We start from the raw sequence: 13252 nt of genomic DNA, 5'->3' as shown, positions 1-13252 counted from the left end.
GGTTAAGGCGTTCAGATGCCCCTATTGGGGCACAATCGGTCTGCGTCGCCTGGCGGGAAGGTGCACCACCTTTTGCGGCGTCGCAGCGAAACTCAAAGATTCGGGACTTTAGAGCGCAAAAACTGCCCTGCCCGTCCGGACACAATAAAAGCAGTCCTGTGGAAAAGACAATGGGCAAACTGCATCTGACCGCACGGACACATCCGACGCCCGGCTTATTCTGTTCAAAAATGCCTCAAGAGGGGGCTGGCCCCCTCTGAAATACGTCACAGGTAATCAGAACGTTGCAGGCCGTATTTGGCCATCTTTTCGTTCAGTGTCCGACGCGGCAGGCACAATTCGTCCATAACAGACGCAATCGAACCTTTGTGGCGGCGCATCGTGTTGTCGATCAGCATCCGTTCAAACGCCTCGACATACTCTTTCAGCGGCTTGCCCTCGGTCGTCATCACCGGTTGCATCTCTTCATGATCAGACATCAGCAAAGACGCAATGGTGCCAGACCCACGCCGAGATTGCAAAACCGCGCGTTCGGCAATGTTTATCAGTTGACGCACATTTCCGGGCCATGGAGCCTGCAATAGCTGCGCCGCCTCCTGCGCGCTGACCTGCGGCGCATCACAGCCATATTCTTCGGCGAATTGCTCGCTGAGACGTGTGAACAACGTCAGAATGTCCTCACCCCGCTGGCGCAACGGCGGCATGGTGATCCGCAAAGCCGCAAGACGATAGAACAGGTCGGGACGCAGCACATCCTCGCTTGTCTTGCCGGCTTCCTGCAGGTTCGAGATCGCGACAATCCGCGTTTCGGCCGGAGTACCCTGATCGTTCATGACACTCAGCAGACGTGCCTGCAGCGTATCGCTCAACGCTTCGACATCCTCCAGAACAAGCGTGCCGCCGCGCGCTTCTTCGATGGCTGGCAACTGTGCGTCTTCCGGCATCATCGGGCCAAACAAACGCTTGGACAGCGCCTCTTCCTCAAGCGCAGCACAGGAAACCAGAACGAATTTCTTGCCTGCGCGGCTGCCCACTGCGTGCAGTGCATGCGCCACCAGCGTTTTGCCCGTGCCGGTCTCACCATCGATCAGAACGTGACCATCAGCCTGACCCAAATCGAGAATATCCTCGCGCAGGCGCTCCATCACCGGGCTGGCACCGATCAGCTTATTCATGATCTGCGTACCACCTGACAACTCGCGCCGCAGTGCGCGGTTATCCAGGGTCAAACGACGCGCATTGCTGGCGCGCTTTGCCAGTTCGGACATACGATCCGGATTGAACGGCTTTTCAAGGAAGTCGAACGCCCCGACCCGCATAGCCTCGACCGCCATCGGCACATCGCCGTGGCCCGTGATCATGATGACGGGCAACGTGCTGTCGGCCCCCATCAGCTTCTTCAGCAACTGAATGCCGTCCATTCCCGGCATCTTGATATCCGAAATGACGATACCGGGGTAATCCGGACCCAGAACCTTGAGCGCGTCTTCGGCGCTGGAAAAGGTCTCGGTGTCATATCCTGACAACGCCAGCCATTGGCTGATCGACTGGCGCATGTCCTGTTCGTCGTCCACAATGGCGATTTTCATGGCCTGTGCCATAGTCATTCCTCGTTATTCAGCGGCCTCAAGGCCGTCGCTTCCAAGTATCGGCAGCTGCATCTCGAAAACTGCACCACCGTGCTGTCCGTTGCGTGCGGTCAGCCGTCCGCCATGGTCGTTCACGATCCCCGACGAGATGGCAAGCCCCAGTCCAACACCGTCACCCGGCTGCTTGGTGGTGTAGAACGGTTCAAACAGGTTCTCGATATCTTCTATACCATACCCGTTGTCGCGCACCGTCAGTACCGCAGTATCGCCCGCCGCAAGGATAATTTCCACATCCGGGTCTGCCACCGATTTGGTGGCGTCCAGCGCGTTCCGCAAGAGGTTGACCATCACCTGTTCAATTCGCATCCGGTCGCCCATCACGACCACTGGCTCCTCGGGAAGAATTTGTGTGATCTTCACCTGCCGCTGGCGCAGTTGCGGCTCCATCATCGACAGGGACGAGGCCAGCGCTTCTCCAAGATTTACAGGGGAAAACGCGTCCGCTCCCTTGCGTGCATATGACTTGAGCTGCCGCGTGATCGCTCCCATCCGTTCGATCAATCCGTCAATGCGGCCAAAGCTTGCAAGCGCTTCTTCCGGGCGGTTGCGGCGCAACAAAAGACGCGCGCCGGCCAGATAGGTTTTCATGGCGGCCAGCGGCTGGTTCAACTCGTGACTGACGGCGGCCGACATCTCACCCAAAGCGGCAAGTTTCGAGCTTTGGGCCAGCGTTTGTTCGGCCACTTCCAGTGTCTTTTCAACCCGTTCCCGCTCAGCGATTTCCCGCTGCAACCTTGCGTTCAATGCGCGAAGCTCTGCCGACTCGCGCTGAATCGATACCATCCGAACAGCAGCGCGTCGGCTGAGCGCATAGAAGGCCAGCGCCAGAAGAATCGCAAAGCCCATGATCTCCAGGGCCAAAACGCTGTTCACCTTCTCCCGGATCGAGGAATAAGTCGTGAAGGACGTCATCTGCCAGCCACGGAACGGAATGCGGGTCTCCATCCGCATCACAGCCTCACCTTGCAGATAGGCATCGGGCGGAAGGACCGTCCAGTCAGTGGTCGCGCGTATGGCGCGCTGAATCGCGCCCTGCGGAGGCTGGCGCAGCATCGCGGCCTTTTCGTCCAGTCCCCGCCATTGCGGTTCGGTCGAAAGAATGATGGTGCCGGTGCTGTCCACGACCATGACCGCATCGGAGATCCCAGCCCAGGCGCGTTCGAATTTTTGCAGGTCGACCTCGACAACGATCACGCCCAAGGTCTCGGTTCCGGCTTCCATGCGACGGGAGTAGACAAAGCTGTAGCCGCCCGATTCCCGTTCGATCACGGTAAAGATCGTCGAGTTCGATCGCGCCGCATCGACAAAATACGGCGAGTTGCGATGCAACTCACCCAGACGATTGCGGTCAGTGGCGGCGACTGAGCGACCATCACGGTCCAGCAACATCAACGAGGCCGCGCCGATCTCTTCAACGAAGGAAATCAGGCGTTGGGTCGAAAGGGAAAAATCGCCCGACTGCAATGCCGCGATCAATGTCGGGTCGCGCGCCAGCAACTGCGGAACGATCGAATTTCTGCGCAGCTCGCTCAGCAGGTTTCCGGAATACAGGGTCAACCGCAACTCAGCCCGGTTGCGGGTGGATTCGGTAAACCTGTCTGTCAGTAAACGGTTTGTGACCCACACGGTGGCTGCGGCGGCCACCAGCAAAACGATAACCGCAACCCGCAACCGCCATCCAAGCGGCGCGCCGCGAAGCGGTTTTGCGATTTTGGGCATGTTCGTGGGCGCGTCGGAGCTCATACGTGAAATTTACGCGTCCGGCGTTGCGACCTCAAGTCACGCTGGTGCCAAAACCCCGGACAATGCGCGGAACAACGCCGTTCCGTCGGTGCCGCCGTGCCCTTCGTCCGCTGCCCGCTCGGGATGGGGCATCATTCCGAGAACGCGACGGTTTTCCGAAAGAATGCCCGCAATATCGCCGACCGACCCGTTCGGGTTCTCGGCATAGGTGAACGCAATGCGGTCATGCTCTCGCAGCGCCGACAATGTTGCGTCATCAGCGAAGTAATTTCCATCGTGATGAGCAATCGGAATTCCGATCACATCCCCCGAATTGTAGCCTTGCGTAAACGCGCTGTCGCTGGTTTCGACCTTCAAGCCGACTGTGCGGCAGATGTATTTCAACCCGGCATTGCGCAGAAGCGCCCCGGGCAGAATGCCGGTTTCGGTCAGAATCTGGAATCCATTGCAAACGCCAATGGCGTAACCACCACGCTTGGTGTGGTTGACAACGGCCTTGCAGATCGGCGACTGGGCAGCAATTGCACCGCAACGCAGGTAGTCGCCGTAAGAAAATCCGCCCGGCACACCGACAATGTCGACGCCTTCGGGCAATGTGGCATCCTTGTGCCAGACCATCTCGACTTGGAAACCCGCCTGTTCAAAAGCAACGGCAAGGTCCCGATCGCAATTGGATCCGGGGAATACGATTACGGCTGCGCGCATGGCCGACCCTCCTTGATCAGATCCGAGAAAACTCAGACCAGTTCGATTTCGTAGCGTTCGATGACCGTGTTAGCCAACAGCTTTTCGCACATCTCGGTGATGTCCGCCTCGGTCGCGCCGTCTGCAAGTTCCAGATCGATCACTTTGCCCTGACGCACGCCCTGGACCTGATCAAAGCCCATGGCACCCAATGCATGACGCACCGCTTCGCCCTGAGGGTCCAGAACCCCGTTCTTGAGCATGACATGCACCCGTGCTTTCATTTTCGAAACTCCACCTGTGGGGCGAAGGTCCAGGCCCCATTTCGTTGCGCGGGGGATAGCGCGGTTGTGGGCGCTGGACAACCCTTCTTGGCGGCTACGGGGTATGCAGTTTGACGCAGAGGCATCTGTCACCTTTTGAAAGAACCCCAGACATGCTCCAACACGCCGGATTGGCAAATGCCGAACTGAACAAAGAAAAAACGCCCCCTCAACCGAGGCAGCGCTTTGTTCCAAATCGAACAGACCTGCTAGGTCAGTTGATCAATGTCGGCTTGGTCACGTTACTTTTGGGCAGAACGCCCAGGCGCCGGGCGACCTCGGAGTAGGCGTCGGTCAAATTGCCCAGATCGCGCCGGAACACGTCTTTGTCGAGCTTCTGGCCGGTTTCGATGTCCCACAGTCGGCAGCTATCCGGGCTGATTTCATCCGCCACGAGCAATCGCTGAAAATCACCTTCGAAGACGCGGCCTATCTCGATCTTGAAGTCGATCAGGCGGATACCCACAGCCAGCATCACACCGCTCATGAAATCGTTCACGCGCAGCGCCAGGCTAAGGATATCTTCCATATCCTGCTGGCTAGCCCAGCCAAAGGCCGCAATGTGTTCTTCCGAAACCAGCGGATCGCCGAGCGAGTCATCCTTGTAGCAGTACTCGATGATCGGACGCGGCAACTGTGTCCCTTCGGCGATGCCCAAACGCTTGGACAGCGAGCCTGCGGCATAGTTGCGAACGATCACTTCCAACGGCACAATCTCGCAGCTGCGCACAAGCTGCTCGCGCATGTTCAGACGGCGAATGAAATGGTTCGGCACGCCAATCTGGGTCAGGCCGGTCATGAAAAACTCGCTCAGCCGGTTGTTCAACACGCCTTTTCCGTCAATGACGTCTTTCTTTTCGGCGTTGAAAGCCGTGGCGTCATCCTTGAAATACTGAACGATTGTGCCCGGTTCCGGGCCTTCATACAGGATCTTGGCCTTGCCTTCATAGATTTTCTTGCGACGCGCCATGTGCGACCTTTCCAGTCTGCTGAGCGGGAATGAGTCCCCTCACGTTGGCGTTCTCATAGTCCAAGCCCCCCTTTCCCGCAAGTTCGTCAACCCGAGAGGCTTTGACGCAGCGCAAATCCCTTGCGTCCACAACGTGCAATAGTCATATCATGAAGACAGAATTCGAAACTCAAGGGGTCCCCGACAAATGACCACATTTGACGAACGTGAAGCCGCGTTTGAAAACAAATTCGCGCATGATGAAAAAATGCAGTTCATCGCCAGAATGCGCCGGAACCGCTTTATGGCCGTTTGGGCATCCACGCTTAAGGGTGAGACGGTAGAACAAGCCCGCAAATACGGTCAGGAACTGGTGCACACAGATCTTCAAAACGTAAGCGAAGACGACGTTGTCGACGCCGTCAAAGGGTATCTGGGCGACCTTGCTGACGAAAAGACCATCCGCGTAAAGATGGCTGAGTTGTTGGTGGAAGCCAAAGAGCAGGTCATGGCGGAAGTAAACATCTGACCTCCAAGATACAAAGCTCATGATCTTCATGAGTTTTATGAATTTGATTTAACGCCCCGGTCGTGAGACACGGGGTGTCTCAATTTTCAACGGTCGAATGCACCTTTATTCGGACGACTCGCATGACAAACGCGCTTAGCACACTTTTGGAAACCAAGGATGCCATTCTGGCGGACGGGGCAACCGGCACCAATCTGTTCAATATGGGACTGCAATCGGGCGACGCGCCGGAATTGTGGAATGTGGATGCACCGGACAAGATCAGGGCGCTGTACCAGGGATCCGTTGATGCCGGCAGCGATCTGTTTCTGACCAACACTTTTGGCGGAACAGCCTCGCGTCTGAAACTGCACGATGCACAGGATCGCGTTGCAGAACTGAACCGAATCGGCGCCGAACTGGGCCGTGAAGTCGCCGACAAATCAGGTCGCACGGTGATCGTCGCTGGGTCGGTCGGTCCCACCGGTGAAATCATGGAACCGGTCGGAAGCCTGTCACACGCGGATGCCGTCGAGATGTTTCATGAACAGGCCGAAGCCCTGAAAGCAGGCGGCGTCGATGTTCTCTGGCTGGAAACCATCAGCGCGCCCGAGGAATTCCGGGCCGCAGCAGAAGCATTCGCGCTGGCTGACATGCCCTGGTGCGGTACCATGAGCTTTGACACCGCGGGTCGCACCATGATGGGCGTGACATCGGCCGATTTTGCCTCGCTGGTTGAAACGTTGCCCAATCCGCCCGTGGCTTTCGGCGCCAATTGCGGGACCGGGGCGTCGGATATCCTTCGCACGGTGCTGGGTTTTGCGGCACAGGGAACAGAACGGCCTGTGATCTCGAAAGGGAATGCGGGCATACCGAAATATGTCAATGGTCACATCCACTATGACGGAACGCCCGAGTTGATGGGCCAGTACGCGGCCATGGCTCGTGACGCGGGGGCGACCATCATTGGCGGCTGTTGCGGCACGATGCCTGAGCATCTTCGTAAGATGCGCGAGGCGCTGGACACAACCGCACCGGGAGATCGACCGACACTGGATCAGATAACGGGCGCACTGGGTCCGTTCTCTTCAGCCTCTGACGGCACTGACGAGGATGCGGCAGTCCCGGACCGCCGCGCGCGCCGTCGCCGCCGGGCTTGAGCTTCAGCGCCCCTCGAATTTCGGGGGGCGTTTTTCCATGAATGCAACGACGCCTTCGGCAAAATCGCGGGTGCGACTGCAATCTCCCTGCAAATGAGCCTCGGTCGTCAATTGCTGCGTCAGGGATTTGTCGTAAGTTCCGCGAATGGCCTTCTTCATCGCAGCAAACGCAGCGGTTGGCCCATTGGCCAGATAAGACGCCCGCTTGCGCCAGTGCGCGTCAAACTCTGCATCACTGACGGATTCCCAGATCAGCCCCCAGTCATCGGCTTGACGCGCGGTGATCTTGTCCGCGAACAGCGCCGCGCCCATCGCTTTGGCCATCCCCATCTGACGCGGCATGAACCATGTACCGCCGGCATCCGGCAGCAAACCGATCCGCGCGAATGCCTGTAAAAAATAAGCGCTTTCAGCCGCAATCACGACATCCGCGCACAAAGCCAGATTGGCCCCAGCCCCGGCGGCTGCCCCATTTACCGCGGCGATTGTCGGAACCGGGCAATCGTGGATCGTTTCCAGCATCGGTTCGTATTCGTCGCGCAAAGACCTTTCCAGGTCGATCTTGCCAGTGCTTGAAGCATCCCCAAGATCCTGCCCGGAGCAAAACGCGTTGCCAGCCCCGGTTATCACGATCGCCCTGGCGCGACGGGCCGCATGTTTCATCGCATGCATGATCTCGGCCCGCATTTGCGTGGTCAGTGCGTTCATCTTATCCGGCCGGTTCAGCGTAAGAACCGCCAGATCGTCCGCAATGTCCAGAAGGACCGTTTCATATTCCATGGTTTCCTCCCAAACTCAGAACCCTGGGTGAACCTGATGGATAAATGCGGGAAGGAAAAGCTAAACCGAACGTCAGTCTTCGAGAATTTGGCGCAGACGCTCTTTCTCGTCTTCGCTCAGGGCGTCTGCTTCGGACGCGCCCTGCCCTTGTGACCGCTTACGCAAAAAGTTCCAGCCCATTCCGGCGGCGATCAGCAGCATTATGGGACCGGCCAGCCAAAGCATCAGGTTTGACCCGGTCACTTTCGGCTTCAAAAGAACATATTCGCCGTAACGGTCAACGATATAGGCCACAGCCTCTTCGTCGCTGTCCCCGGCCACCAACCGCTCACGCAACAACAGGCGTAAATCGCGCGCCAGTTCGGCATTGCTTTCATCAATGCTTTCATTTCGGCAGACAAGGCAGCGCAACCCGGTGCTGATGTCGCGTGCCCGCGCTTCGAGTGCCGGGTCATCCAACACTTCATCCGGTTGAACAGCCATCAACGGGGAAGCAACAAGCATCAGGATCAGAGCCAGACGTCTCATTCCGCAGGTACTCCGCCAGCCGGGGACTTGCGGGCGCCGGCAGCCACACGAAAACGACGATCAGACAGGCTGAGAACTCCGCCAAGCGACATCAGAATACACCCGCCCCAGATCCAGTTCGCCAGTGGTTTGATGTAGGTTCGCATGACCCAACCGCCATCGGCCTGCTGGTCGCCGATCACGACATACACATCCCGCAGGAAACGATAGTCGATCGCCGCTTCGGTCGTGGGCATCCGCGCCACGGGATAGTCGCGTTTTTCCGGATGCAGCGTTGCGATGGGCCGCCCGTTCTTTTCAACGATTACATCTGCCATGGTCGAGAAGTAGTTCGGCCCCTGTACCCGGCGCACATCATTCAGGGTCAGGGTGAACTGCCCGACTTCAAATGGCTGGCCCGGTTGCGCAACGCGTATGTCTTCGACCTCCCACGCGGTCAGGCCTGCAATGGCAAATATCGTTACCCCCAACCCTGTATGAGCGACCGCCTTGCCCCAATCCGCACCTGGAAGACGCACCAGGCGGTTCAAGTTGTTTTTGCGGCCCGTGCGGCTCCACAAATCCACGATTGCACCGAATGTGATCCATGCGCCAAGGAACAGACCTACCGGCCCCAAAGCGCTGCGTCCTGTCTGCATCGCCCAGACCAGCAACGCCAGCGCAAGCGCCAGCAGAAACGCGTAGCGCAGCGACCAGGCCGTTTTGCCAAGCTTGCCCCGTTTCCAGGGCAGCATGGCACCAACGGGCAACGCAATGCCCAACGCGACCATGAAGGGCGTAAAGGCCGCATTGAAGAAAGGTGCCCCAACAGAAAGCTTCCGATCAAAGGCCATTTCCGCCACCATCGGCCACATGGTTCCCACAAAGACGACAAAACAGCTGACAGCCAGAAGGATGTTGTTCAGTATCAACGCGCTTTCGCGGCTGACCATTCCAAACACACCCTTCGCCTCCATCGCCTGTGCGCGGGTGGCAAACAGGGTCAGCGAACCGCCGATAAAGAAAATCAGAATCAGCAGGATGAACACGCCCCGTTCCGGGTCGTTTGCAAAAGCGTGAACCGAGGTCAGCAGGCCGGACCGTACAATGAAGGTTCCGATCAGCGAAAATCCGAAGGCTATAATGGCCAACAGAATCGTCCAGCTTTTAAGGGATTCGCGCTTTTCCACAACAATCGCCGAGTGCAGCAATGCGGCAGCCAGCAGCCACGGCATGAACGAGGCATTTTCTACCGGATCCCAAAACCAGAAACCGCCCCAGCCCAGTTCATAGTAGGCCCACCATGACCCCAGCGCGATGCCGATCGTCAGAAACACCCAGGCCGCCAATGTCCACGGTCGGACCCAACGCCCCCATGCCGCATCGATTCTGCCCTCGATGAGGGCTGCAACGGCAAAGCTGAACGCCATGCTCAGCCCGACATACCCCAGATACAGGAACGGCGGGTGGAACGCGAGGCCGGGATCCTGCAACAGCGGGTTCAGGTCGCGGCCGTCAAACGGCGCGATGACCAACCTGTCAAACGGGTTCGAAGTGAACAGAATAAAGGCGAAAAACGCGACAGCGATGGCCGATTGAACCGCCAGCACGCGCGCCTTGAGCGTTGGTGGCAGACCACCCCCGAAGAACGCGGCCATGGCACCGAAAATGGTAACAATCAGCACCCACAACAGCATCGAACCTTCGTGGTTCCCCCATGTGCCGCTGATCTTGTACAGCATCGGCTTGGCGGAATGACTGTTCTCTACCACGATACGCAGCGAAAAGTCCGACGTGATGAAGGCCCACGTCAACGCACCAAATGAAAACGCGGTTAGCAAGAACTGAGAGATCGCAGCCGGTTCAGCAAACGCCATCCAGCCGGTCCATCGTTTTGCAGCACCGATCAAGGGCACCACGCTTTGAACGATGGCGACAAAAAAGGCGAGGATCAGGGCAAAGTGGCCAAGTTCTGTAATCATGGCCAACGATATAAACCTGTCGCGGGGCAAGCACCAACAACAATCGCCAGGATTTGGCGCACATAGTGTCGCGGGTCAGTCACCGCGCAGGCGCTTCCAGTCCTCCAACGCGCGGTTTTCGTCAAGGTCGACGGCCGCCTCGACCTCGGGTTGGTCCGCTCCGGCGTCTACATGCGTCGGCATATCCTTGTCCAACGTTTGCAGGGTTCTGAGATTCTCGACGACGACAGGAACCCGCGTCATACCGGCGGCAATTTCCCGTTGCAGATCCTGCACTTTGCTGTGGTGACGCGCGCCAAAATAAAAGGAAACGATTACCCCCAACAGCCACCACAAAGGTTCAGGTACAAGCGCAATCCCCTGCATGCGGGCCGCAAACCAGATCGGGTCGACCATGGCCGCCACAAACAATCCCAACGTCCCCAAAGCCAGCGCCGGTCGCGGAACTCGGTTCAACCCATCCATAAACCGATCGAATGCACCTTTTTGCACTTTGTGAAACTCAGCGCCGAACTGAGACATCGCCTGCCCCTGGACTGTTATGGAGCGCTCAGCTGCCGCATCGGCGTTCTCGTGGAAAACTTCGACTGTTTCCCGCACAAGATTTCGCCCGCCCCCGAACAGAAATGCCAATACGCCCGAAATCAGTCCCATCGTGCAACTCTCCTTTGAAATTCCGCGTCGCTTAGGTGGTAGTCGGTTGAAAGGAATTCTTCCGCCCGTCGAATCCAGCCCCCCTTTTCCCCCAGACCGGGTGCGCGCATATTTGCGGGACTCAGGACGCCGATCTGCCAGTTGAAAGTAGTAGTTTCGTCGGGCGACACCGTAGGCATCACGCAGCGCCGCCGCATCAGGCATCGCCGCTTCCCGGCAAGCTTCTGCCGTCTGCGGACCAACCACGCCATCCACCGTGACCGCGAAACCCATTTGCACCAACAACCGTTGCAGGATTCGGACGGCATGCGCACCGGCATTTACGTACATGTCAAAAACAGTCGCGTGCAGCATTTCTGGCAACAACCCAAGGCGGGGTTCCTCGAAATAGTATTGCAGAAAGATCTCAACTGCCTGATTTCGCGACAATGCACGCACGTCAGCGTGCGAAATCTCTCCGTCTCCGGTCAGGTCCAATCCCAACCGCCGCAGCGTGCTGATTGTAACACCGAACTTCGTGGGTCCGCCGGGGTCATCCGGATCATCCACATACCCGCCTTCCCGTGCCACTATGCCACTGGCGATTTGCCGAACCGTCTGCATGCCGACCTCATTTCAACTATCAGGTCAGACGGTCAGTCAAAGGCATTAACAACGCGCAAAAAGAAAGGGCGCTGCATGTCCGTCACATGCAACGCCCTACTTCTTTTTGTTCAAGGTTACGCTGCCGCCGGAGGCATGCGGATCAGATGAGGTCAGCTCTCATCGGCCTCTTTGTAGACCCCTTGTTCTTTCAAGGCATCCACGACCTCTTTCGGCATATAGGTCTCATCGTGTTTTGCCAGTATTTCCGTGGCTTCAAAGACACCGTTCACGTAACTTCCGGTTCCCACCATACCCTGATTTTCCGAAAACAGGTCCGGCAGTACACCCGTGAATGCCACTTTGACGGTTTCGCCGCCGTCTGTGACGCTGAAATAGACCGTCTCGCCCTGTCCGCGAATGATTGACCCTTCTTCGACCAGCCCGCCAATCCGGAATACTTCGGTCGGTTTGGGAGGTTCCGCGATGACCTGACTTGGCGAGCGGAAAAAGTTGATGCCGTCCCGCATGGCGTACCCAATCAACGCCGTCGACAATGCCAGGGCAACAGCTGCCAGCAAAATGATCTGTACTCGACGGCGTTTCTTGAGCGTTTTCATCTTTTCCTCACGGGAACAACGGGGCCATCATCAGCCCGGCGGTTTCATTTTCACCTAACATCAGGTTGGCGTTCTGCAAGGCTTGGCCACTGCTACCTTTTGTCAGGTTATCAAGTGCCGCGACCACAATCGCGCGACGTTCAATCCGATCTGCAACCACGCCGATATGGCAGAAGTTTGACCCCCTGACATGGTGGGTCGAAGGCGTTTCACCAAAGGGAAGCACCTGCAGAAACGGCTCTGCTTCATAGGCCTTGCTCAGTGTTTCATAAATGCTGTGTGGGTCGCCCTTTACATAGGTCGTTGCCAAAATCCCCCGATTGGCGGGGATCAGATGCGGTGTGAACTGCACATGCACGGTCCGCCCCGCCAGTTTCGAGAACTCCTGATCGAACTCTCCCAGGTGACGGTGCGTCCCGCCTACGGCATAGGCGTTGTACCCTTCACTGAGCTCTGCGTGCAAAAGGTTTTCTTTCAACGACCGACCCGCCCCTGAAACGGCGCATTTCAGGTCGAGAATGATGTCATCGAGATCAACCACACCCGCTGTTATCAGCGGCCGCAATGCGTATTGCCCGGTCGCCGCGTTGCAACCTGTGCCAGCAACCAGTCGCGCAGCCCGGATTTCATCGCGGTAGAATTCGGTCAAGCCATAAACAGCCTCTTCCTGCTGTTCCAATGCAGCGTGCGGGTTGCCGTACCACTTCTCGTACTCCGCCGGATCGCGCAGGCGGAAATCAGCGGACAGGTCGATAATCTTCAGGTTTTTCGGCAGATCACGGATTATTTCCTGGCTGGTTTTGTGCGGCAATGCGCAGAAACACAGGTCAATCTGCGAGAAATCAATTTCCGAAATCTTGCACAGATCCGGCAGGTTCATATGCCGCAGATGTGGGAAAACCTGTGCCATAGGCTGCCCAGCCTTACGTTCAGCGGCCAGAGCGGTGATTTCCATATTCGGGTGCTCGGCGATCAGCCGCACCAGTTCCGCACCGGTATAGCCGGAAGCGCCAAGAATTGCGATTTTGTGGGTCATGTCAGACCTCTTGCATGAGTGTGTCACATATCACGACCGCCGATGTGACGGTCATCGGATTAAGGAATGGGGGTC

Annotated in this window: 13 protein-coding genes and 1 pseudogene; 2 read left to right on the top strand and 12 right to left on the bottom strand. The window is 57.6% G+C overall.

Going from position 1 to position 13252, the window contains the following annotated elements; translation table 11 throughout:
* Positions 1 to 266: 266 nt before the first annotated feature.
* The 5 genes from ACR3EQ_RS04170 to purC form a co-directional block, all read right to left on the bottom strand.
* Complete coding sequence (locus ACR3EQ_RS04170) at positions 267 to 1601, bottom strand: sigma-54-dependent transcriptional regulator (RefSeq protein ID WP_170616909.1); 1335 nt, start codon at positions 1599 to 1601, stop codon at positions 267 to 269.
* A 12-nt stretch (positions 1602 to 1613) separates the two neighbouring features.
* On the bottom strand, positions 1614 to 3368 hold the full coding sequence (locus ACR3EQ_RS04165; RefSeq protein WP_170616907.1) for an ATP-binding protein: 1755 nt from the start codon (positions 3366 to 3368) through the stop codon (positions 1614 to 1616).
* A 60-nt stretch (positions 3369 to 3428) separates the two neighbouring features.
* A complete protein-coding gene (purQ, locus tag ACR3EQ_RS04160; protein WP_170616905.1) occupies positions 3429 to 4097 on the bottom strand; it encodes a phosphoribosylformylglycinamidine synthase subunit PurQ in 669 nt (222 codons plus the stop codon).
* Between the two features lie 32 nt (positions 4098 to 4129).
* Entirely contained in the window at positions 4130 to 4360 is a 231-nt protein-coding gene (purS, locus tag ACR3EQ_RS04155) for a phosphoribosylformylglycinamidine synthase subunit PurS (RefSeq protein WP_170616903.1), read from the bottom strand.
* A 253-nt stretch (positions 4361 to 4613) separates the two neighbouring features.
* Positions 4614 to 5369 (bottom strand): phosphoribosylaminoimidazolesuccinocarboxamide synthase, encoded by a 756-nt coding sequence (gene purC, locus ACR3EQ_RS04150; RefSeq protein WP_170616901.1) that lies wholly within the window; start codon positions 5367 to 5369, stop codon positions 4614 to 4616.
* Positions 5370 to 5556: 187 nt separating this feature from the next.
* Here purC and ACR3EQ_RS04145 point away from each other — a divergent pair, with 187 nt between their 5' ends.
* Positions 5557 to 5877 carry a DUF1476 domain-containing protein gene (locus tag ACR3EQ_RS04145; RefSeq protein WP_170616899.1) on the top strand — a complete coding sequence of 107 codons (321 nt, stop codon included), beginning with the start codon at positions 5557 to 5559 and terminating at the stop codon, positions 5875 to 5877.
* Positions 5878 to 5999: 122 nt separating this feature from the next.
* Positions 6000 to 7016 (top strand): betaine--homocysteine S-methyltransferase, encoded by a 1017-nt coding sequence (gene bmt, locus ACR3EQ_RS04140; protein ID WP_170616897.1) that lies wholly within the window; start codon positions 6000 to 6002, stop codon positions 7014 to 7016.
* A gap of 3 nt (positions 7017 to 7019) precedes the next feature.
* On the opposite strand, the gene ACR3EQ_RS04135 is transcribed toward bmt, so the two are convergent.
* The 7 genes and pseudogenes from ACR3EQ_RS04135 to argC form a co-directional block, all read right to left on the bottom strand.
* On the bottom strand, positions 7020 to 7796 hold the full coding sequence (locus ACR3EQ_RS04135; RefSeq protein ID WP_170616895.1) for an enoyl-CoA hydratase-related protein: 777 nt from the start codon (positions 7794 to 7796) through the stop codon (positions 7020 to 7022).
* Positions 7797 to 7868: 72 nt separating this feature from the next.
* Positions 7869 to 8324, bottom strand: coding sequence for a cytochrome c-type biogenesis protein (locus ACR3EQ_RS04130; protein ID WP_170619002.1), 456 nt, complete (start codon positions 8322 to 8324; stop codon positions 7869 to 7871).
* Positions 8321 to 10285, bottom strand: a complete 1965-nt coding sequence (locus ACR3EQ_RS04125; protein WP_170616891.1) for a heme lyase CcmF/NrfE family subunit — start codon at positions 10283 to 10285, stop codon at positions 8321 to 8323. The genes ACR3EQ_RS04130 and ACR3EQ_RS04125 overlap by 4 nt, the downstream gene beginning before the upstream one ends.
* Positions 10286 to 10360: 75 nt before the next feature.
* The gene (locus ACR3EQ_RS04120; RefSeq protein ID WP_170619003.1) at positions 10361 to 10939 is read right to left on the bottom strand and encodes a holin family protein; all 579 of its coding nucleotides are present in this window, start codon (positions 10937 to 10939) and stop codon (positions 10361 to 10363) included.
* Positions 10930 to 11542, bottom strand: a pseudogene (locus ACR3EQ_RS04115) (holin-associated N-acetylmuramidase). The gene ACR3EQ_RS04120 and the pseudogene ACR3EQ_RS04115 overlap by 10 nt, the downstream one beginning before the upstream one ends.
* Before the next feature lie 152 nt (positions 11543 to 11694).
* Positions 11695 to 12141, bottom strand: coding sequence for a cytochrome c maturation protein CcmE (gene ccmE / locus ACR3EQ_RS04110; protein ID WP_170619004.1), 447 nt, complete (start codon positions 12139 to 12141; stop codon positions 11695 to 11697).
* A 7-nt stretch (positions 12142 to 12148) separates the two neighbouring features.
* A complete protein-coding gene (gene argC / locus ACR3EQ_RS04105; RefSeq protein WP_170616885.1) occupies positions 12149 to 13177 on the bottom strand; it encodes an N-acetyl-gamma-glutamyl-phosphate reductase in 1029 nt (342 codons plus the stop codon).
* Between the last annotated feature and the right edge of the window lie 75 nt (positions 13178 to 13252).

This window comes from Ruegeria sp. AN11, assembly GCF_056536005.1.
Note: the sequence above shows the minus strand (reverse complement) of the source record. Positions and strands in the feature narration are given on the sequence as shown.

What these genes read in the sequence shown, in the direction of transcription:
- ACR3EQ_RS04135 (WP_170616895.1), bottom strand. Translation starts at nt 7,796, where the DNA reads ATGGAATATGAAACGGTCCTTCTGGACATTGCGGACGATCTGGCGGTT.
- ACR3EQ_RS04125 (WP_170616891.1), bottom strand. Translation starts at nt 10,285, where the DNA reads ATGATTACAGAACTTGGCCACTTTGCCCTGATCCTCGCCTTTTTTGTC.
- purQ (WP_170616905.1), bottom strand. Translation starts at nt 4,097, where the DNA reads ATGCGCGCAGCCGTAATCGTATTCCCCGGATCCAATTGCGATCGGGAC.
- ACR3EQ_RS04145 (WP_170616899.1), top strand. Translation starts at nt 5,557, where the DNA reads ATGACCACATTTGACGAACGTGAAGCCGCGTTTGAAAACAAATTCGCG.
- ACR3EQ_RS04120 (WP_170619003.1), bottom strand. Translation starts at nt 10,939, where the DNA reads ATGGGACTGATTTCGGGCGTATTGGCATTTCTGTTCGGGGGCGGGCGA.
- bmt (WP_170616897.1), top strand. Translation starts at nt 6,000, where the DNA reads ATGACAAACGCGCTTAGCACACTTTTGGAAACCAAGGATGCCATTCTG.
- ACR3EQ_RS04165 (WP_170616907.1), bottom strand. Translation starts at nt 3,368, where the DNA reads ATGCCCAAAATCGCAAAACCGCTTCGCGGCGCGCCGCTTGGATGGCGG.
- ACR3EQ_RS04130 (WP_170619002.1), bottom strand. Translation starts at nt 8,324, where the DNA reads ATGAGACGTCTGGCTCTGATCCTGATGCTTGTTGCTTCCCCGTTGATG.
- purS (WP_170616903.1), bottom strand. Translation starts at nt 4,360, where the DNA reads ATGAAAGCACGGGTGCATGTCATGCTCAAGAACGGGGTTCTGGACCCT.
- argC (WP_170616885.1), bottom strand. Translation starts at nt 13,177, where the DNA reads ATGACCCACAAAATCGCAATTCTTGGCGCTTCCGGCTATACCGGTGCG.
- purC (WP_170616901.1), bottom strand. Translation starts at nt 5,369, where the DNA reads ATGGCGCGTCGCAAGAAAATCTATGAAGGCAAGGCCAAGATCCTGTAT.
- ACR3EQ_RS04170 (WP_170616909.1), bottom strand. Translation starts at nt 1,601, where the DNA reads ATGGCACAGGCCATGAAAATCGCCATTGTGGACGACGAACAGGACATG.
- ccmE (WP_170619004.1), bottom strand. Translation starts at nt 12,141, where the DNA reads ATGAAAACGCTCAAGAAACGCCGTCGAGTACAGATCATTTTGCTGGCA.